This is a genomic window from Frankia canadensis (assembly GCF_900197875.1).
Taxonomy (GTDB): Bacteria; Actinomycetota; Actinomycetes; order Frankiales; family Frankiaceae; genus Frankia; species Frankia canadensis.
In genome coordinates, this window is the sequence record NZ_FZMO01000039.1 from 1 (window position 1) to 18,922 (window position 18,922).

Here is an 18,922-nt window from a genome sequence, read left to right on the forward strand (position 1 = left end):
GGGCCGTGGTGGGCGCGGGTGGGGCCGCGCTCGGGGTGAGGCCGCCCGCCGGGGCCGGGATGGTGATCGGCGGCAGGGTCCAGACGGGTCGCGGCGACGGGCGCGAGGGCGTCGCGCCGGGTGTGCTCGCCGGACCGCTCGGGGCCGACGACGCCGGGGTCACCGGCGTCGTGGTCGCCGGAACCGAGGACGGCGTCGGCGTCGTGCCGAGGGGTGCCGACATCGGCTGCGCCGGCGTCTGGCCGGTGCTCGCGGCTGGCGACGCCGCGGTGCCCGGGGTGCCCGGGGTGGTGGCGCCGGGCGCACCGGCCGTGCCGGCGCCGACCGGGTTCGCCTTGCAGCCGGCCGCGCCGAACAGCAGGGCCGCGATCGCTACCGGGAGGAGCAGGGCACCCGCCGGATGGACGGGAACGGGCACGGCCCGGCGCGGGGAGATCTGGCGCCGGTTACGCGTGAGATACATGGGATCCTTCGCCTGGTCGGCCCCCCCGACCTAAGTGCTGGATCCGACCAGGCTAGTCAGTGGTAGCCCAAAATGGCCAGCCACCATAACGTTCTCGCCTGATGCGATCGTATGATCACGCGGTGCAGGCTACCCGGGGACCCCCCGATCGGGCCGTCCACTCACCGGACCGACGGCGGGAGACACGCGGGGACGACGCCCAGCGGCCCGGCGACCGGGTCACGGCCGACGCCCGGAAGCGCCCCTCTTACCCACCACCGCCCCGCCGGACCGGCCTCGCGCTCACCGGACCGGCCTCGCCCGGGCCTATCCGCCCTCGCCGACGGCCGTCCCGTCAGTACCGGGATCTCCGGCCTCGTGCCGGGAGCGATGGCGGCGCAGCAGCTCACCGCCCACTCCGGCCACGACGGAGACGACCACCACCACCGCGGCGAGCCAGCCGGCGGCGTCACGCAGCCCGGGGATCGCCGACGCCAGGTAGCCCAGCAGGATCAGGCCGGTACCCCAGACCAGCGCACCGGACACGACCGCGGCGAGGAAGCGGTACCACGGCATCGCCACCGCTCCGGCGAGTACCGGGGCGAAGGTACGCGCCCAGGGCACGAAGCGCGCGACGATGAGGGTGACCGAGCCGTACCGCCCGTAGAACTGCTCCGTGCGGGCCAGGGCGGAGGCATGCCGCCGCTCCAGGTAGGGCCGGCCCAGCCGAACCCCGGTGTAGTAGCCCGCCATCGCACCGAGGCTCGCGGCGATGGCGACCCCGACGCACAGGACGTAGATGGAGACGCCGGCGTCACCGTCCGCCGCGACCAGGCCGGCGGCGAACAGGATCGTGTCCCCGGGCAGCCAGAAGCCGACCAGGACCCCGCTCTCGATGAAGATCACCGCGAACAGTACGGCGTAGAGGGTCGTCCCGGACAGGCTGGCCACATCCACCCCTCCAGTGTGCCGGGCGATCCGTCCGTGCGGGGATCACCGCCGCGCCGCGACGCGGTCACGGACCACGCCCCGCCGGAGCCGGGCCGGCCACGACGGGCCATCCCCGGCATGCTCCCCGCGGGCCACCCCGCCGGGTCATGGGCCCGTGACCGGCGGCTCGGCGCGGTGCCGGCAGATTGCCCGGCGACGTCCGCCGCATCCGAGCACCCGAACGACGCCGGCCGTCATACCCTTCGCCCACCAACAGTCCGACGGCGGGCTTCGGCCCGATCGGGTTGTACTGCGCCGCCGTACATGGCTGATCGGCGCCCCGACAGCTTCGACAAGGAGCCCCACGATGCCCATCGCCACGCCAGAGATCTACGCCGAAATGCTCGACCGGGCGAAGTCGGAGTCCTTCGCCTATCCCGCGATCAACGTCACGTCGTCGCAGACCCTGAACGCCGCCCTGCGGGGATTCGCCGAGGCGGGCAGCGACGGCATCGTGCAGGTGTCCACCGGCGGTGCCGAGTACCTGTCCGGTTCCACGGTGAAGAACATGGTGCTCGGTGCCGAGGCGCTGGCCGAGTTCGCCCACCACGTGGCGAAGGCCTACCCGGTCAACATCGCCCTGCACACCGACCACTGCCCGGCCGACAAGCTCGACACCTACATCCGGCCGCTGATCGCCATCTCGAAGGATCGCGTCGCCGCCGGCCGCGACCCGCTGTTCCAGTCGCACATGTGGGACGGCTCCGCGGTGGAGCTCGAGGAGAACCTCAAGATCGCCGAGGAGCTGCTCGCCGACGCGACCGCCGCGCGCATCGTCCTCGAGGTCGAGATCGGTGTCGTCGGCGGCGAGGAGGACGGCGTCGTCGGCGCGATCGACGAGAAGCTCTACACCACGCCCGGTGACATGTGGCGGACGGCCGAGGTCCTCGGCTCCGGGGACAAGGGCCGCTACCTGCTGGCCGCCACGTTCGGCAACGTGCACGGCGTCTACAAGCCGGGCAACGTGAAACTCCGGCCGACGATTCTGCGCGACGGCCAGGAGCACGTCGCCCAGAAGCTCGGCCTGCCGGCCGGGGCGAAGCCGTTCGACCTCGTCTTCCACGGCGGCAGCGGCTCGGACCTCAGCGAGATCCGGGAAACACTGGACTACGGCGTCGTCAAGATGAACGTGGACACCGACACCCAGTACGCATTTACTCGCCCCATCGTGGACCACACCTTCAGGAACTACGACGGTGTTCTCAAGGTGGACGGCGAGGTCGGCGTGAAGAAGGCGTACGACCCGCGCACCTACGGAAAGCTCGCTGAAAAGGGCATGGCGGACCGCGTGGCGCAGGCCTGCGAGGACCTCCGCTCGGCCGGGCGCGCACTCGGCAAGGCCTAGAGGCACCGGAAGACACCGGAAGGCACAGTCCCCGGAAGACACACCACCGGGACGGGAGGCGCGGGCGCGGGAAGACTCCGACGCCACGCGCTCCCTGGCACTCGCCGGACATGAACCATCGGAACCGTCACGACCCGGAGGAGGACCGTCGGCCGCCCGGCCGGCCGTCCCCCGCCGGGAGGCCACCGGGTTCACCGTCCGGACCGATCCGACCGCGTCAGGCCAGGTCGGCCTGACGCGGGACGAGCATTTCGCCGGGCCACCCCCACACGCCGGCCGCCGATGGGCGCACGGACCGCTTCTCGCGTTCCCTGCGCCGATTCGGGGCCCGCCCGGGTTCTCCCGGCGGGACGCCCGTCCCGCACCCGGTCAGCCCACACGTAACGGACATCGGACCCCGTTCGCCACGCCCCGGAACCTGCCGGCGTCCCATATGATGCGCGCCCCTCTCGGTCCCCCAGCCGCACGCCGCGACTGGGGGACCACTGTTTCTCGCCGAGTGGTCCACTCCGGGTCCGATGGCGGTTCACGCTCATGACCAGCACGTTTCCTGCAGATCAACCGTCACGTCCCAGACGTTCCGCCCACAGGACCATCGGACTCCCAAGGAGGGCATCTGGTCCTATCCCCGCACCTCCTGCGCCCGATGCCACTGTGTGCACTCAGCTGGACACAGGGGGTCGCCAAACGACACCAATGTAAGTAGCGACCCGATTTCCGTTGCTTTTCTCACACAGGTAGGCTGAACGGGACGAAGCGACGTAACGGGTCATCTCTCCCAGAAGCCGTCGCGGACCCCAGCAAGCACCAGCACCTCCATGTCACGCATTCAGTGCGCTTCACCACGCTCCGCTTGTCATAACCCATCGGCAAGCAGGGTGATCAGGCGCGTACAAATGCCACTCTCCGCCATGCCGCCAGGTTGATGAGCGGGCGCGCACGCGCGATACCAGCCACACCATGGCCCCCTCAAGCAGGCGCGCCGACTGTGCTCTTTTTCACGCGCCCTATTCAATGCTTGGCGACTCGCCGGGCGGCGTGGTTATGGTCTTCGCCGTGCCGCTCAACAACGTGCGGCATTCGTCGGGCGGCACGCCGAATCCTGCCCCCGGTCGACGATTTCTCACCCACAGGCGGCAGGAACGGGGGAACCATCTCCGAGCATCGAAAGGATTCGATGCTCTCGGGGTGAAGCCGTGAGCGACGGGCACCGGACCGTGATTCGGTGCGACCACACGTCCCCAGGAAATCCCTGGCATGGCCGGGCAGTTCCCAGCCCGAATCCGACAGCTCACCTCGCAGGCGTGGGGAAGGACCACAAACACATGTCCGACGCACGTACCAGTGGCCGACAATGGAGCGCCGGAACCCGCCTCCGGACGAGGGCCCTCATGGTGGCTCCGGTCCTCGCGGCGGCGGTAGGCGGCTCCATCGTCGTCAGCCAGCCGGCGGAGGCCGCCACCACCTGGGCAGGTTTGCGGCAGTGCGAGTCCGGCGGTGACTACACGACGAACACCGGAAACAGCTACTACGGTGCCTACCAGTTCTCGGCCGGCACCTGGCGCAGCCTGGGCTACTCCGGGCTGCCGCACCAGGCGGCGCCGGCCGTCCAGGACGAGGCCGCGCTGCGCCTCGCCCAGCGCTCCGGCTTCGGGCAGTGGCCGGTCTGCGGCCGTGGCATGGGCGCCGACCAGCTCGCGGGTGGATCGTCCTCGGGCGGCGCGGCGCAGGCCTCCCGCTCGGCGCAGCGCAGCGGGCTCACCGTGGCCCCCGCGGCGGCGACCAGCCCGAACTTCACCCGCAACCTCACCACCGCGCTGGTCCGCCAGAACCGCGCCGACGTGAGCGCCTGGCAGACCCGGATGAGCCAGCTGGGCTATCCGATCGCCGTGGACGGCCACTACGGCCCACGTTCCGCCGCCGCCGCCCGCGCCCTGCAGACCGCCAAGGGTCTTCACGTCGACGGCATCGTCGGCCCGGCGACCTGGCACGCCACCTTCGGCTGAGTCCCACGCCACGCGAGCGCGCCCGTTCGACCGGTCGGCGCGCCGCCGGGCGGCACCCCATCCATCAGGTCCACCCGGCCGCCGACGCGGGGACGCGCGTCCTGGCCCCGGACCGACGTTCCCCACCCGGTGCACCGGGCAGGGGGGCACTCCCGCTCGAACCGACCGGCCCACTCCGCCGCCCGGCGCAGCGCAGCGCCATGGTGGAGAAACGGGCCGGTCGGGCCGGCGTCACCTGCCCGACGCCGGCACCCGCGCCACTCCCGCTCCACCCCGTGCCCGCCGGCGCCGCCGGGCACACCCGCGCCGCCCGGACGGGCGGCACCCCCGGGCCCCGCAGTTTGCGCGTCCCATCTGGTTACTCCGAACCACCCCGGTTTGCGTGCCCTGCGCCGGTATCGCTAGAGTGCCGATCACTCGCCATCCCGGCGAGGCTGCCCGGACGGACGCCGAGTCCTGCCCACCGGCCAGGCGGCTCGCACGAGAACGCACCGCAGAGGGCAGGAGTGGGGGACCCACCATCCGGACGTCCTCGGACGTCCTCGGGGTTAAGTCGGCTCGACCCAGCGTTTTCGATGGGGAGATCGTTATCCCGCCACCGAAGACCCGCGGCCGGTCCGGCCGGGCCATCCCAGCCCGCACCCGACAGCTCACCCCGCAGGCGAACGGGATTGGACTGGCATGCCGTCAGGTCGGCGTGGAGGCAGACACCGGGCTCCGCAGGCTCCTTCGGCCGCGAGCCGCATTCTGCGCACCACCGGTGCGGTGACGGCCATCGTCGGCAGCGGGCTCGCGGTCAGCACGGTCGCCGCGGCCCCCGCCGGGGCCGCCACCGCGGATGACTTCTCGAAGCTCCGACAGTGTGAGTCCGGCGGCAACTACTCCATCAACACCGGCAACGGGTTCTACGGTGCCTACCAGTTCGACCCCCAGACATGGCACGGGCTCGGCTACTCCGGCCTCCCGCACCAGGCAGCGCCGGCCACCCAGGACGCGGCCGCCGCCAAGCTGTACAACTCCCGAGGCTGGTCGCCCTGGCCGTCCTGTTCTCGCAAGATGGGCCTCGTCAACAATGGTCCGGCCTCCGTCGGCTCGGGCGGCGACGTCATCGAGCAGGCCATCACTCCGGCCGAGCCGCCGATGACGCTGGATCGCGCCCGCCAGGAGATGGGCGACAACTCCTACAAGGGCACCGTCCTGTCCGCCCAGTACGGCGACGACGTCCGCCCGGACGCGTTCGTCTGGCAGGCCGCGATGCGCAACAAGGGCTTCGTGCTCACCGTCGACGGCAAGTTCGGCCCGCAGTCGCAGGGCATCGCCGCGCTCTACGGGTACCTGACCCGGGTCGACGACGGCCAGCCCGGCGCCGTGGGCCAGAGCCTCTGGAACGCCAGCGTCCGCTCCTGACGGCACCGCATGGCACGCCCCCGATGCGGCCCGTCACCGCCCATGCGGCAGGATGACCCCATGACGACGTCGTCCGAGCCTGGCCAGGGCCGCAACCTGTTCTCCGGGCCACCCCCGACGCTGCTGCCCTCGGACGCCACGGCCACCGGCGCGCTCGCGGCGGGCGAGGCGCCGGTGAGCGTCGCCGCGGCGGCGCCGGCGCTGAGCGCCCCCTGGGCCGCGCTCGCCGAGCAGGCGCTGGAAGCGGACCGTCCCGTCGAGGCCTACGCGTACGCGCGCACGGGCTATCACCGCGGGCTCGACGCGCTGCGCCGGGCCGGCTGGCGGGGCACCGGCCCGATCCCCTGGTCGCACGAGCCGAACCGCGGCTTCCTGCGCGCGCTCGCCGCGCTCGCCCGGGCCGCCGGCGCCATCGGCGAGTCCGAGGAGGCCGACCGCTGCCGTGCCTTCCTGGCCGACAGCGATCCGGCCGCGGCCCGCGAACTCGGCCTCGACGCCTGAGGACGCCTTCGGCGACCCGCGCCACGTGGGCGCGCGAAGGCCGCCGCGCGGCGTGACCGTTGCCGCGGTGAGTGACCGCAACCCGGGCTCAGCGTGAGCAAGGCGGTCCGGCCTGCGGCTGCGTACGCACAAGGATCCGCGCACCGGCCACACCCGGCGGTCATCCCTAGTAACCTCGCCCGGTGCCTGCTCTAGTCCTCATCGGCGCCCAGTGGGGCGACGAGGGAAAAGGAAAGGCGACCGACCTCCTCGGCGGCGCCGTCGACTACGTCGTCCGTTACCAGGGCGGCAACAACGCCGGTCACACGGTGGTCATCGGGGAGGAGCACTACGCGCTGCACCTGATTCCCAGTGGCATCCTGCGCGCCGACTGCGTGCCGGTGATCGGCAACGGCGTCGTCATCGACCCGGGCGTCCTGCTCAGCGAGATGGACGGGCTGGCCGCCCGCGGGATCGACGTGTCCCGGCTGCTGATCAGCGCCAACGCGCATCTGATCATGCCGCACCACCGGGCGCTGGACCGGGTGATCGAGCGTTACCTCGGCAAGTCCCGCATCGGCACCACCGGCCGCGGCATCGGCCCGACCTACGGGGACAAGGTCGCTCGCACCGGCATCCGGGTGCAGGACCTGCTCGACCCGGGCATCTTCCGCAAGAAGCTCGAACTCGTGCTGCGGGAGAAGAACCAGGTCCTGGCGAAGGTCTACAACCGGCGCCGGATCGAGCTCGACGAGGTGTGCGAGGAGTACGCCGGTTACGCCAAGCGCCTCGGCCCGCACATCGCCGACACCGGCCTGGTCCTGGACAAGGCGCTGCGCTCCGGCCAGGTCGTGTTGCTGGAGGGCTCGCAGGGCACGCTGCTCGACGTCGACCACGGCACCTACCCGTTCGTGACCTCGTCGAACCCGACCGCCGGCTACGCGGCGACCGGCGCCGGCATCGGCCCCACGAAGATCAATCGGGTGATCGGCATCATCAAGGCGTACACCACCCGGGTGGGCGCGGGGCCCTTCCCCACCGAGCTCGACGACAAGGTCGGCGAGGAGCTGCGCCGCATCGGCGGCGAGTTCGGCGTGACGACCGGCCGCTCCCGGCGCACCGGCTGGTTCGACGCGGTGATCGCCCGCTACGCCGTGCGGGTCAACGGCGTGACCGACCTGTTCCTCACCAAGCTGGACGTGCTGTCCGGCTTCGACCGGGTGCCGATCTGCGTCGGCTACGACATCGGCGGCGAGCGCGTCGACGAGATGCCGATGACCCAGACCGAGTTCCACCACGCCAAGCCGATCTACACCGAGCTGCCCGGCTGGCACGAGGACCTCTCCGGCGTGCGCTCGTACGCCGACCTGCCGGCGGCGGCGAAGGACTACATCAGGGCGCTCGAGGAGTTGTCCGGCGCGCCGGTCTCGGCGATCGGCGTCGGCCCTGGCCGGGACCAGACCCTGGTCATCAACGAACTGGTGTAGGCCCAGGCACGTCCCGCCCCCACTTGCGTTACGCAGAGTTACCGTCCAGGCTTGGATGGTCACACACTGCAAGAGCGGGTGGGGGGTGAGGACGGTGGCCGATGCCGGCTCCCGGCCATCCGGCGACGATCGCTCCGTGCCCGGCCAGGTGCCGCCGCTGTCCACGTCCGGTTCCGCGCCAGGGCCCGGCTCCGGGCCCGCCGCGCCGGTGTCCGCGCCGGTCGAGTCCCGGCCCGCGCTGCTGGCGCCGGCGGTGCGCCATCGCTTCCTGCGCCCGACCGACTCCGACGCCTGGCACGTCGGGTTCTCCCCGACCGGCGAGGCGCTGCCCGACACGCTGACCGACGTGCTGCTGCGCGGCAGCCACGCCATCCGCAGCTCGAAGCGCGCCGAGGCGCAGCGGCTGGAACGCGCGGCCGCCGTCGCCCATCACGTCGACGCCCAGATCCGCGACTTCCTCGACTTCTGCGCGGCCGAGCACCTCACCCCACCGGTCACCGTGCGTGCCAGCTCCGCACGCTCGCGCCGGTCGGCCGCCAGCCGATACGCCGACCATCCGCTGCCCGGCATCGACGCGCACCTGCGGGCCGAGACCGCGCCCCGGGACGAGTGGCCCGAGCAGGACGCCGACGGTCCTGGCCCGGACGGGCGAGCCGGGCGCGGCCGGCATGGCCGGCGAGGCGGTTCCGACGGTCGCGGCGGTCATGACCGCCGGCCCGGTCACGGCGGTCCGGACGGCAGGGGCGAGCGGGACGGGCTCGACCGGCGGGCGGTCCGCCCCGGCGTGGACGACCACGGCGCGGCCCGCCGGCGCCGCCCGCACCGGCGCGAACGGCTCCAGGCCTGGCCGCTGCTGTACTGGCGGTGCGAGTCCTTCCCGGTCGCCGGCCGGTCGCTGCACCTGTTCGTCGAGCCGGGCGGGCGGGCCTTCGAGGGCCGGGACGACCCGGCGCCGCTGACCGTGCTCGGCCGGGAGGTCCGGGTCTGGCCGGTGGACGCGGCGGCGATCGTCGCCGAGATGGCCGAGGTGGACGCGCGCCGCTGCGCGCTGCAGCTCGTCCACGGCATGGCCCACCTGCTCTGGCGCGCCGGCGTCGGTCTCTGAGCCGCACCGCCGGCCGGCATGCCGGGTGACGCGGGCGGAACCGGGACGCACCACATGATGATCAGCGCGCGCGCTACTCTGGGACCGTGACCCGACTCGGCCCCCGCCACCTCCGGTGCCGTCCGGCGGTGCCCGCGGTATCGGATCGCCCGTCGGGTTCTCCGTCGCCGGTATCCTCGTCGCGCCCGGCCTCGGCGCCGCGCGCCGTCGACCCGCGGTGACGGCCGGGACGGTTCCCGCCCACCCCTGGCAGCACGCCGATCCGGTCACGCGCGGTGCCGGTCGTCGGCACGGTCGAGCCGAACCGGTCGGCCGACATCGCGCGCGCCGCGCCGCCCCCGTCTGCGTCCCGAGGTGAACGAGATGAAGGTCCTGGTCGTCGGCTCCGGCGGACGCGAGCACGCGCTGTGCCGGGCGCTCGCCCGCGACCCGCGGGTGGACGCGCTGGTGTGCGCGCCCGGCAACGCCGGCACCGCCGAGCTCGCCGAGCCGTACCCACTCGACGTCGCCGATCCCGACTCCGTCGCGGTGCTCGCCGAGCGGGTCGGCGCGGACCTCACCGTGATCGGTCCGGAGGTGCCGCTGGTCGCCGGCGCCGCGGACGAGCTGCGGGCCCGCGGCCTGGCGGTGTTCGGCCCGAGTGCGGCCGCCGCCCGACTGGAGGGCAGCAAGGCGTTCGCCAAACAGGTGATGCGCGCCGCCGGGGTGCCCACCGCGGCCGCCCGTGATCACACCGAGATCGAGCCGGCGCTCGCCGACCTGGACACCTTCGGCCCCCCGTACGTCGTGAAGTACGACGGGCTGGCCGCCGGCAAGGGCGTCACCGTCACCGAGGACCGCGAGGCCGCGGTCGAGGCGGTGCGGGCGAGCCTGCACGGACCGGACGACCGGGTGGTCCTGGAGGAGTACCTCGACGGGCCGGAGGTGTCGCTGTTCGCGGTGGTCACCGAGGCCGGCGCGATCCTGCCGCTGCTGCCCGCGCAGGACCACAAGCGGGTCGGCGACGGCGACACCGGCCCGAACACCGGCGGGATGGGTGCCTACGCGCCCCTGCCGTGGGCGTCGCACGGCCTGGCGGCGGAGATCGTCTCCACGGTGATCCGCCCGACGGTCGACGAGATGGCCCGGCGCGGCACACCGTTCAGCGGACTGCTGTACGCCGGGCTCGCGCTGACCACCCGTGGCCCCCGCGTGATCGAGTTCAACGTCCGCTTCGGCGATCCGGAGACGCAGGCGATCCTCGCCCTGCTCGCCACTCCCCTGACCGACGTGCTGACCGGGCGGTCGCAGCCCAGGTTCCGCTCGGGGGCGGCGATCACCGTTGTCATGGCCGCCCACGGCTACCCGGCGTCACCGCGACTGGGGGATCCGATCCTCGGGCTCGCCGCCGCCGGGTCGCTCACCGGTGTCGATGTCCTGCATGCCGGGACCAGGCGGGACATCGATGGCAGGATCGTGTCGGCCGGGGGCCGCGTGCTGTCCGTCACGGCGATCGGCTCCAACCTGGAGTCCGCGCGAGGATCTGCCTACGAGGCCATCAGCCGGATCTCGCTGGCCGGTGCGCACTACCGCACCGACATCGGCGATCCGGCGCGGATGCGCCACGCGGCCGACGTGCGCCGCGCGGACTCCGCGCCCGGGGACGGCCCGCCGCGGCACTAGCCGCCCGGCGGCACCAGCGCGGCCCGGCGGACGACGGGACGCCGCACCGGCCAGGCGGCGCGCACCGGCAGGACGTGCACCGGCAGGACGTGCACCGGCAGGACGTGCACCAGCGGGACAGGCACCAGCCAGTAAGGCAACAGGAAGTATGGCAACAGGGAGTAAGGAGCAGAGCGTGTCGCAGAGCAGCATCGGGACCGACCGTGCCCGGGTGGCCATCGTGTTCGGTTCGCCGTCGGACGCCCAGACGATGAGCAAGGCGGGCGCCACCCTGGAACGCTTCGGCGTGCCCTACGAGCAGGTCTCGCTGTCCGCGCACCGCGCGCCGCGCACCCTCGCCGACTACGTCGGCCAGCTGCGCGCCCGCGGCATCTCGGTCGTCATCGCCGGTGCCGGTCTCGCCGCCGCGCTGCCCGGCGCGGTCGCCGCCCTCACCGCGCTGCCGGTCATCGGCGTGCCGATCTCCGGCGGGGCGCTCGACGGCATGGACTCGATGCTTGCCATCGCCCAGATGCCCCCCGGCGTCCCGGTCGCGACCGTCGGGCTGAACAACTCCACGAACGCGGCGATCCTCGCCACCCAGATCCTCGCCCTGTCCGACCCGGACCTGAGCCTGAGGCTCGCCGAGTTCAAGGACGACTTCGAGCGCAACGCCGCCGAGGGCCTCGCCGCGCTCGCCGCGGAGACCGCCGGCGCCGGCGCGGGTCAGTGATCGGCCGGTACACCCTGCCCGAGATGGGCCGGGTCTGGTCGGAGGCGCACAAGTACGAGCTGTGGTGCCAGGTCGAGGTGCTGGTCATGGAGGCGCACGCCGCCGCCGGCCGGATCCCCGCCGACTCTGTGGAGCCGGTCCGGGCCGCGCCCGCGCCGACGCCCGAGGCCGTCGCCGAGGTGGAGGCCGTCACCCAGCACGACGTGATCGCCTTCCTCACCGCCTGGGCGGACCGCACCGAGCCGCGCTCGGCCGCCGCCTACGTCCACTTCGGCATGACGTCGTCGGACCTGCTGGACACGGCGCTCGCGCTGCAGCTCGTCGAGGCCACCGACATCCTGCTGGCGAAGGCGGACACGCTGGTCGCGGCCCTGCGCGACCTGGGCCTGGAGCACCGCGGCACCCTGCGCGTCGGCCGGACCCACGGCATCCACGGCGAGCCGACCGTCTTCGGCCACCGGGTCGCCGACCTGGCGTTCGGCCTGGCCCGCTGCCGCGACCGGCTGCGCGCCGCCCGCGCCGACGTGGCGCTCGCCAAGATCTCCGGCGCGGTCGGGACGTACTCGAACATCGAGCCGGACGTCGAGGCGTACGTCGCCGAGCGCCTCGGGCTGCGCCCCACGCCGGTGGCGACCCAGGTGGTGCTGCGCGACGGCATCGCGAACTGGGTGGCCGCACTCGCGGGTCTGGCGACCGTCTGCGAGGCGGTGGCGCTGGAGGTGCGCCACGGTCAGCGCACGGAGGTCCGGGAGCTGTCCGAGCCGTTCGGCTCCGGGCAGAAGGGTTCCTCCGCGATGCCGCACAAGAAGAACCCGATCATGTCGGAGCGGATCGCCGGCCTCGCCCGGATCGTCCGCGCCCAGTACGTCCCCGTGCTGGAGGGCGTGCCGCTGTGGCACGAGCGGGACATCTCCCACTCGTCCACCGAGCGCGTCGCCCTGCCGGACGCCTCCGCCGGCGTCGACTACCTGCTGCAGCTGACCACCCGGCTGGTCCGCGGCCTGGTCGTCGACGTCGAGAGGATGCGCGCCAACCTCGACGCCACCGGCGGGCTGGTCTACACCTCGGCCGTCCTGCTGGAACTGGTCGAGACCGGCCTGTCCCGCGAGGATGCCTACGCCATCACCCAGGCCGCGGCGATGGACACCTGGCGCACATCCGTCCCGTTCCGGGAGACGCTGCGCAAGCACGCCGCCGACCGCGGCCTCCCCCTCGACGAGGCCCGCCTCGACGCCGTCAGCCGCCCCGACCGCTACACCGAACGCCTAGGCCCCGTCTTCGACGCCCTCGCCGTCCTCACCTGACCCGGCCCACCGCGGAACGGTCCGGCGCGGTCACCATCACGGCGACCGGACCGTTCCAACAACACCGGAATCGTCGCGCCCGACGATGTGATCGAGCGCCTGGGGGCTGGCCGGCGGCCCGCCGTCATCGTCACCGTGAACGGATACGAGTACCGGACCACGGTCGGCGTGATGGGGGGCAGGCCCAGGATCAGCCTGCGCATCGGGATTCGATCTCCAGAGTTCCGCCGCCCTCGTTCTGACGAGGAAAATCCCGCTTCACCCATTTCAGCCGCCCTTGCGCTGATTTCCCGCGACCGCCGAAGCCCATCTGAAAAAATCCAACTCCACCCAAAGGAAGGATCTTGCTGCAGTTATGAAAACCGCCTAACCTGCATGATCATGACTACCTCGTCCGCATGGGGCCGATCAGTCGCCTCATTGAGCGCGATCGCGATTTCGGGAACCCTGGTCGCGTTCGGCGCCGCGCCCACGATGGCCGTCGCGGGCACGCGACCGCATTCCGTCGCGACCCACCCCACCCGACATTCCGGCCATTCCCCGGCGGACAACGGCGACCTGGCCGATATCGCCCTGGAGTCGATCCCAGCGTGGCTCCTCACCGACAAGGCGACTCGATCATCCATCGGCGAGCTGGTCACCTTCGTCGGCGGCCTCGACCTGCGGACGCCGGCCGGGAAGGTCCCCCGGACGCCGGCCGAGTTCGAGCAGGTCATCGACAACGCTGCCCGGGCGTTCGTCCTCAGCCCGACGGCCGGGAAGGCGGCCGGCACACCGCTCACGCGGTTCGCCGGAGAGCCTGCTCCAGGCCACCCGGACGGGCACGCCGACGGAAAGGCGCCGCCGACCACCACGACACCCCGACGGGATATCGACGAGAACTCCGTGATCGGGTATCTCCTGGACCACGGGCGAACCTTCCTCGAGTCCCCGGGTGTCCAGGACGAACTCGCCACGCTGCTTCCCGGCCACACGGCGCTCCTGCACCAACTGCCGGACCTCGCGGAATCCGCAGCGCGAGCCGCACTGGACCAGGTCCACATGTCCTATGGCTCGATCCACGACTACGCGATCAGAGGACTGGCGCTGAGCCCGGAGACGGTCCGCACCCTGTGCGGGGAGGTCCTCAGCGCCCCCGGCCGGCCTGGACCAGCAGTCGACCGACCGAGTCGAGCTCAGTCCGCCGTGTAGTCGGAGCTGTCCCTGCATGCGTCGTAGTCGGCGGCGTCCAGGCCCTTTTCCTGTGCTGGAGCCACCGGCCAGTCCTTCGGGTAACGGAGTTGCCGCCGCGAGCTCCGCGAAGCGGACCGGATCAACGTGGGTCAGCCGTCGGGCCTCAGTCGCCATCGACGTGGCCAGGCGCCGCGTCAGTGGATGGCGACTTCGAGGAGGATGAGGATGATGCCGAGCAGCGCGCTGCCGGTGGTGTAGCGGGCGAGGCGCCAGCGGGTGAGACCGGCGGCGTGGCCGGCGCGGTATCCCCACAGGGTGAGCAGGACGACACAGGTCCACAGGGACGCTTCCTGGGCGTTGTCGACGGAGGCGCCGGCGAGCCGGGCCAGCACGAGCGCCAGCACCGGCAGCAAGCAGGCCCGAGCCAGTGGCCAGTTCGCCATCAGCGCCGTTCGGGCGGTCTCAAACCCGGACCACCGCGCCGGTCTCGTCCGGGATGCCGACCCCGGCGCGGAGGATGCCGGCGCGGACGACCCTGCCGCGGACAGCGACGTCCCGGTGTCGATCATGGCCGGTTCGAGCGGCCGCCCGAGCGCGTGCGCGTAGCCGTGGGCGAGCCAGAAGACTGCCACCGTGACCAGCACGTCGGAGACGATGTTGGCGAGCGGCTCGTGCCGGGGATCCTGCGCCGCGATCAGGCCGGCGGTGAGAACCACCCCGTAGATCCCGGGCTCCGCCCGACCGCCGAGCCTCCGACCGTTCGACCCGCGGGAAGCAGTGGCCTCAGCGATCTCAGACAGGTCGGTCCCAGGCAGGTCGGTCCCAGAGGCGGCGGGCCTCAACACAGGGGGATGCGGTTCAGGTGGAGGCGGCGCGGCGGGCCTCAGCGCCGGCGGAGGCGGCGCGGGGGTGGCCGGTGGACGCGCGGGGTCGCGGGCGCCGCCGTCCGGGTCGCTCGGGGTGCCCACGCGGACCATGCTCGGGGGCGGGAAGCGGTTCCGCATGTCGGGCGCATGGCGTGTGGCGCAGTGGGCGGCGGGCGTTGTCCCAGGTGGGTACGGTCGGGGCATGCCGCTGACACATGAGGAGTTCGCCGGGCTCACCCACCTGGGTTCCGGCAAGGTCCGGGAGCTGTTCGCCGTGGGGGACGACGCCGTGCTCCTGGTCGCCAGCGACCGGATCTCCGCGTTCGACGTCGTCCTGCCTACCGAGATCCCCGACAAGGGGGCCGTGCTGACCGGGCTGTCGCTGTGGTGGTTCGACCAGCTCGCCGACCTGGTCCCGTCGCACGTCATCAGCTCCAACGTCGACGAGTACCCGGCGGAGCTCGCGCCGTACACCGAGCAGCTGCGCGGGCGGTCGATGCTGTGCCGCCGCCTCGACATGGTGCTCATCGAGTGCGTCGCCCGCGGCTACCTGACCGGCAGCGGGCTGAAGGACTACCAGCGCACCGGCGCCGTCAGCGGCCACCCGCTGCCCGCGGGGCTGGCGGACGGCAGCCGCCTGCCCGCGCCGATCTACACGCCGTCGACGAAGGCGCCGATCGGCCAGCACGACGAGAACATCAGCCGCGCCGACGCCGCCGGGCGCATCGGTGACGAGCTCGCCGCCGAGCTGGAGCGGCTCACCCTGCAGATCTTCGGGCGGGCCACCGACCTGGCCGCCGAGCGGGGCATTCTGCTCGCCGACACGAAGTTCGAGTTCGGCCACGACGCGGAGGGCACGCTGCGCCTCGCCGACGAGGTGCTCACCCCGGACTCCTCGCGGTTCTGGCCGGAGGACACCTGGTCGCCGGGCGGCGCGCAGCCGTCGTTCGACAAGCAGTACATCCGGGACTACCTGATCGGCACCGGCTGGGACCGCACCGAGCCCGGCCCCGAGCTGCCCGAGGACGTCGTCGAGGCCACCCGGGCCCGCTACGTCGAGGCCTACGAGCGGCTGACCGGCATCTCCTTCAAGGACTACCTGGCCACCGCCTGACGTCCTCGGCCCTGGCTGAGCGCACCCGACGGCGACACTCACGCGGTCGGTCGGTGCCGCGGGACCCGGGCCGCGAGCGCGGAACGCACGGCCGGGGTGGGGGTAGCCCCACCCCGGCCATGCGGATGTCCACAGCGGCAGGTCGGCGGATGGCCGCAGGGGGAACTCGGTAGCCCGCCGCAGTGACCTTCAACGGCTGGAACGAGATCGTCGTTCCATGCCCAGGACGCCTCGCACGACGCCAGTTTCCCCAGGTCAGACGGCCGGATCCGGCTCGCCGCCCGATCCGCCGGGCAGCCACCACCCGACGCACCTGGCCGCCCGCGCGGCACGCTGGAGCGTCCGGCACCGCAAGCTGGCGGTCATCGGCTGGCTGGTGGGGATCGCCCTGGCGATGGTGCTCGGCAACATCGCCGGCACCGACAAGCTGGGCAACGACGACTACGGCGTCGGCGAGCAGGCCCGGGCGGAGCACACCCTGCACGACCACGGCTTCGTCGCCGCGGACAGCGAGAACATCCTCATCCAGCGGCGCACCCCGGCCGCCGACGAGGCGGCGCTGCTGGCCGACCCACAGATCCGCGCCGCCCTCGCCGACATCACCACCCGGGTCCGCGACAGCGGGGTCGCCACCGGGATGCGCGCACCGCTGCCCGTCCAGGGCGTCACCACCGATCCGGGGCTCGTCTCCCACGACCGCCGCTCCGTGCTGCTCACGTTCGACCTGAAGGGCGATGAGGACCACCACGCCTCCGTCGACCCGACGCTCGACGCCACCGCGGCCGTCCAGAAGGCCCATCCCGGCGTGTCCGTCGAGCAGTTCGGGGACGCGAGCTCCGACAAGGCGCTGGGCGACACCGTCGGCAAGGACTTCCACCGCGCGGAGCTGCTCGCCATCCCGCTGACCCTGGGCATCCTGCTGGCCGTGTTCGGCGCCGTGGTCGCCGCCGTCATCCCGATGGGGCTGGCGCTGACCGCGTTCATCGGCTCGCTGGGCCTGGTCGCGCTGATCAGCAAGGCGCTGCCCACCAACGACACCGCGACCTCGGTGATGCTGCTGATCGGCCTGGCGGTCGGCGTCGACTACGCGCTGTTCTACATCCGCCGGGAGCGCGAGGAGCGGGCCGCCGGGCACGGGCCGCAGCGCGCTCTGCAGATCGCGGCGGACACGTCCGGGCACACCATCCTCACCTCCGGCCTCACCGTCGCCGTGTCCATGGCGGGGCTGCTCATCACCGGCATGTCGGTGTTCAGCGGGATCGCGATCGGCACGATCCTCGTGGTTCTGGTCGCGGTCCTCGGGTCGCTGACCGCACTGCCAGCGCTGCTGTCGATGCTCGGCGACCGGGTGGAGCTGCTGCGCCTGCCGTGGCGGCGGCGCGTCGGTGCCGGCCGGGCCGGGAGGCGGGGTCGCCGTGGCCGCCGGGGCGCGCAGCCGGCCGGGGAGCCGGAACTCGGGCCGCAGGACGAGGTGGCCGCCCGGCACCGCAGCTACCAGCGGCACCTGGCCCGGCCGGGCGTGATGGGACGGCTGCTGCGCCGGCCCGCGCCGGTCGCCGCGATCACCGGTGGCCTGCTGCTCCTGCTCGCCCTGCCCGCCCTCGGCATGCACACCGCCGAGCCCGGCGTCGACGACATCCCCAAGAACCTGCCGATCATGAAGACGTACGACCGGCTGTCCGCGGCCTTCCCCGGCGGTCAGGTGCCCGCCGTCGTCGTCGTGTCCACCACCGACGGCAGCCCCGTGACCAGCCCGGCGGCCGCCCAGGCCATCGACGCGCTGCGCACCCGGGCGGTCGCCTCCGGGCGGATGTTCGACCCGGTCACCGTCACGCTCACCCCGGACCGTCAGGCGGCCCGGGTCGCGATCCCGCTCGCCGGCAGCGGCACGGACGACGAGTCGATCAAGGCGCTGCACACGCTGCGCGGCACCGTGATCCCGGAGACGGTCAAGAAGGTCCCGAACCTGCGCGCCGACGTCACCGGCATGACCGCCGGCTCCGCCGACTTCAACGCCCAGCTGAAGTCCCGCACCCCGCTGGTCATCGGCTTCGTGATGGTGCTGGCGTTCGCGCTGCTGCTCGCCGCGTTCCGCAACGCGCTGGTCGCCGCCGTCGCCGTCGGGCTGAACCTGCTGTCGGTCGGTGCCGCCTACGGGCTGCTCGTCGCCGTCTTCCAGCACCACTGGGCCGATGGCCTGCTCGGCTACACCTCGACCGGCGCGGTGACCAACTGGCTGCCGCTGATGCTGTTCGTCATCCTGTTCGGGCTGTCCATGGACTACCAGGTCTTCGTGCTCAGCCGGGTGAAGGAGGCCCGCGAGGACGGCCTGAGCATGCGGGAGGCGGCGACGGTCGGCGTGCGGCGCAGCGCCGGGGTGGTGACCAGCGCGGCCGTCATCATGGTCGCGGTGTTCTCGATCTTCGCGACGCTGTCGCAGGTCAGCATGAAGCAGCTCGGCGTGGGCCTCGGCGCCGCGATCCTCCTCGACGCCACCCTGATCCGGGTCATCCTGATGCCCGCCGTGCTCACCCTGCTCGGTGAGCGGATCTGGACCGACCGCCGGCCCGGCCCGGGCACCGACCTGGACGACCGCACCCGGCCGAACCTGCCCGCCCAGCCCGTCGGCGCGTCCGCCGGACGGATCGACGCCCGATACGGCCAGGCCGGCGAGTTCAGCTACGCCGCCGGCGAGTCGGTCACCGACCGCGACCCACGCCCCCAGTCCGAGCCGCGATCCTGGTCCCCGCTCCAGCCCCACCAGCAGCCGCAGACCCGGCCCCGGCCGGACTACCCGACGCCACGCTGGACCCTCCCCCCGGCCTGACG

Annotated in this window: 15 protein-coding genes, 1 pseudogene and 1 riboswitch; of the genes and pseudogenes, 12 read left to right on the forward strand and 4 right to left on the reverse strand. The window is 72.8% G+C overall.

Annotated elements, in window-relative coordinates; all coding sequences use genetic code 11:
• Nucleotides 1-463: pseudogene (locus C1A33_RS04965) on the reverse strand (hypothetical protein); the annotation flags it as partial.
• 306 nt (nt 464-769) lie between these two features.
• Nucleotides 770-1,393 carry a DedA family protein gene (locus C1A33_RS04970; protein ID WP_341477187.1) on the reverse strand — a complete coding sequence of 208 codons (624 nt, stop codon included), beginning with the start codon at nt 1,391-1,393 and terminating at the stop codon, nt 770-772.
• Between the two features lie 346 nt (nt 1,394-1,739).
• Here C1A33_RS04970 and fbaA point away from each other — a divergent pair, with 346 nt between their 5' ends.
• From fbaA to purD, 7 genes are all read left to right on the forward strand, one after another.
• Nucleotides 1,740-2,777 carry a class II fructose-bisphosphate aldolase gene (gene fbaA / locus C1A33_RS04975; protein ID WP_101830342.1) on the forward strand — a complete coding sequence of 346 codons (1,038 nt, stop codon included), beginning with the start codon at nt 1,740-1,742 and terminating at the stop codon, nt 2,775-2,777.
• Nucleotides 2,778-3,880: 1,103 nt separating this feature from the next.
• A riboswitch (cyclic di-AMP (ydaO/yuaA leader) is annotated at nt 3,881-4,095 on the forward strand.
• Nucleotides 4,096-4,102: 7 nt separating this feature from the next.
• Entirely contained in the window at nt 4,103-4,783 is a 681-nt protein-coding gene (locus tag C1A33_RS04980) for a transglycosylase family protein (RefSeq protein ID WP_101830343.1), read from the forward strand.
• 681 nt (nt 4,784-5,464) lie between these two features.
• Entirely contained in the window at nt 5,465-6,190 is a 726-nt protein-coding gene (locus C1A33_RS04985; RefSeq protein ID WP_101830344.1) for a transglycosylase family protein, read from the forward strand.
• A gap of 60 nt (nt 6,191-6,250) precedes the next feature.
• Nucleotides 6,251-6,691 carry a DUF3151 domain-containing protein gene (locus tag C1A33_RS04990; protein ID WP_101830345.1) on the forward strand — a complete coding sequence of 147 codons (441 nt, stop codon included), beginning with the start codon at nt 6,251-6,253 and terminating at the stop codon, nt 6,689-6,691.
• 182 nt (nt 6,692-6,873) lie between these two features.
• Nucleotides 6,874-8,157, forward strand: coding sequence for an adenylosuccinate synthase (locus C1A33_RS04995; RefSeq protein ID WP_101830346.1), 1,284 nt, complete (start codon nt 6,874-6,876; stop codon nt 8,155-8,157).
• A gap of 94 nt (nt 8,158-8,251) precedes the next feature.
• Nucleotides 8,252-9,262 (forward strand): hypothetical protein, encoded by a 1,011-nt coding sequence (locus tag C1A33_RS05000; protein WP_101830347.1) that lies wholly within the window; start codon nt 8,252-8,254, stop codon nt 9,260-9,262.
• Between the two features lie 363 nt (nt 9,263-9,625).
• Nucleotides 9,626-10,924 carry a phosphoribosylamine--glycine ligase gene (purD, locus tag C1A33_RS05010; protein WP_101830349.1) on the forward strand — a complete coding sequence of 433 codons (1,299 nt, stop codon included), beginning with the start codon at nt 9,626-9,628 and terminating at the stop codon, nt 10,922-10,924.
• Here the strand turns inward: purD and C1A33_RS35575 are convergent.
• Nucleotides 10,921-11,064, reverse strand: coding sequence for a hypothetical protein (locus C1A33_RS35575; protein WP_207770169.1), 144 nt, complete (start codon nt 11,062-11,064; stop codon nt 10,921-10,923). The two genes, purD and C1A33_RS35575, sit on opposite strands and share 4 nt — an antisense overlap.
• Before the next feature lie 35 nt (nt 11,065-11,099).
• Here C1A33_RS35575 and purE point away from each other — a divergent pair, with 35 nt between their 5' ends.
• The 3 genes from purE to C1A33_RS05025 all read left to right on the forward strand — a co-directional run bounded on the left by purE (nt 11,100) and on the right by C1A33_RS05025 (nt 14,131).
• On the forward strand, nt 11,100-11,636 hold the full coding sequence (purE, locus tag C1A33_RS05015) for a 5-(carboxyamino)imidazole ribonucleotide mutase (RefSeq protein ID WP_101830350.1): 537 nt from the start codon (nt 11,100-11,102) through the stop codon (nt 11,634-11,636).
• Nucleotides 11,633-12,940, forward strand: coding sequence for an adenylosuccinate lyase (gene purB / locus C1A33_RS05020; protein WP_101830351.1), 1,308 nt, complete (start codon nt 11,633-11,635; stop codon nt 12,938-12,940). Before purE ends, purB begins: the two co-directional genes overlap by 4 nt.
• An 87-nt stretch (nt 12,941-13,027) precedes the next feature.
• On the forward strand, nt 13,028-14,131 hold the full coding sequence (locus tag C1A33_RS05025; protein ID WP_207770170.1) for a hypothetical protein: 1,104 nt from the start codon (nt 13,028-13,030) through the stop codon (nt 14,129-14,131).
• Between the two features lie 176 nt (nt 14,132-14,307).
• On the opposite strand, the gene C1A33_RS34605 is transcribed toward C1A33_RS05025, so the two are convergent.
• Complete coding sequence (locus C1A33_RS34605) at nt 14,308-14,829, reverse strand: hypothetical protein (RefSeq protein WP_165818235.1); 522 nt, start codon at nt 14,827-14,829, stop codon at nt 14,308-14,310.
• Between the two features lie 352 nt (nt 14,830-15,181).
• On the opposite strand from C1A33_RS34605, the gene C1A33_RS05035 reads away from it, so the two are divergent.
• Nucleotides 15,182-16,093 (forward strand): phosphoribosylaminoimidazolesuccinocarboxamide synthase, encoded by a 912-nt coding sequence (locus C1A33_RS05035; RefSeq protein WP_101830354.1) that lies wholly within the window; start codon nt 15,182-15,184, stop codon nt 16,091-16,093.
• 217 nt (nt 16,094-16,310) lie between these two features.
• Nucleotides 16,311-18,920: an MMPL family transporter gene (locus tag C1A33_RS05040; RefSeq protein ID WP_243407207.1), complete on the forward strand. Its 2,610-nt coding sequence runs from the start codon at nt 16,311-16,313 to the stop codon at nt 18,918-18,920.
• Nucleotides 18,921-18,922 lie beyond the last annotated feature (2 nt).

Excerpts from the sequence above, each read along its gene's own strand:
- C1A33_RS04980 (WP_101830343.1), top strand. The coding sequence starts at position 4,103 with ATGTCCGACGCACGTACCAGTGGCCGACAATGGAGCGCCGGAACCCGC.
- purD (WP_101830349.1), top strand. The coding sequence starts at position 9,626 with ATGAAGGTCCTGGTCGTCGGCTCCGGCGGACGCGAGCACGCGCTGTGC.
- C1A33_RS05035 (WP_101830354.1), top strand. The coding sequence starts at position 15,182 with ATGCCGCTGACACATGAGGAGTTCGCCGGGCTCACCCACCTGGGTTCC.
- C1A33_RS04985 (WP_101830344.1), top strand. The coding sequence starts at position 5,465 with ATGCCGTCAGGTCGGCGTGGAGGCAGACACCGGGCTCCGCAGGCTCCT.
- fbaA (WP_101830342.1), top strand. The coding sequence starts at position 1,740 with ATGCCCATCGCCACGCCAGAGATCTACGCCGAAATGCTCGACCGGGCG.
- C1A33_RS05040 (WP_243407207.1), top strand. The coding sequence starts at position 16,311 with ATGCCCAGGACGCCTCGCACGACGCCAGTTTCCCCAGGTCAGACGGCC.
- C1A33_RS04990 (WP_101830345.1), top strand. The coding sequence starts at position 6,251 with ATGACGACGTCGTCCGAGCCTGGCCAGGGCCGCAACCTGTTCTCCGGG.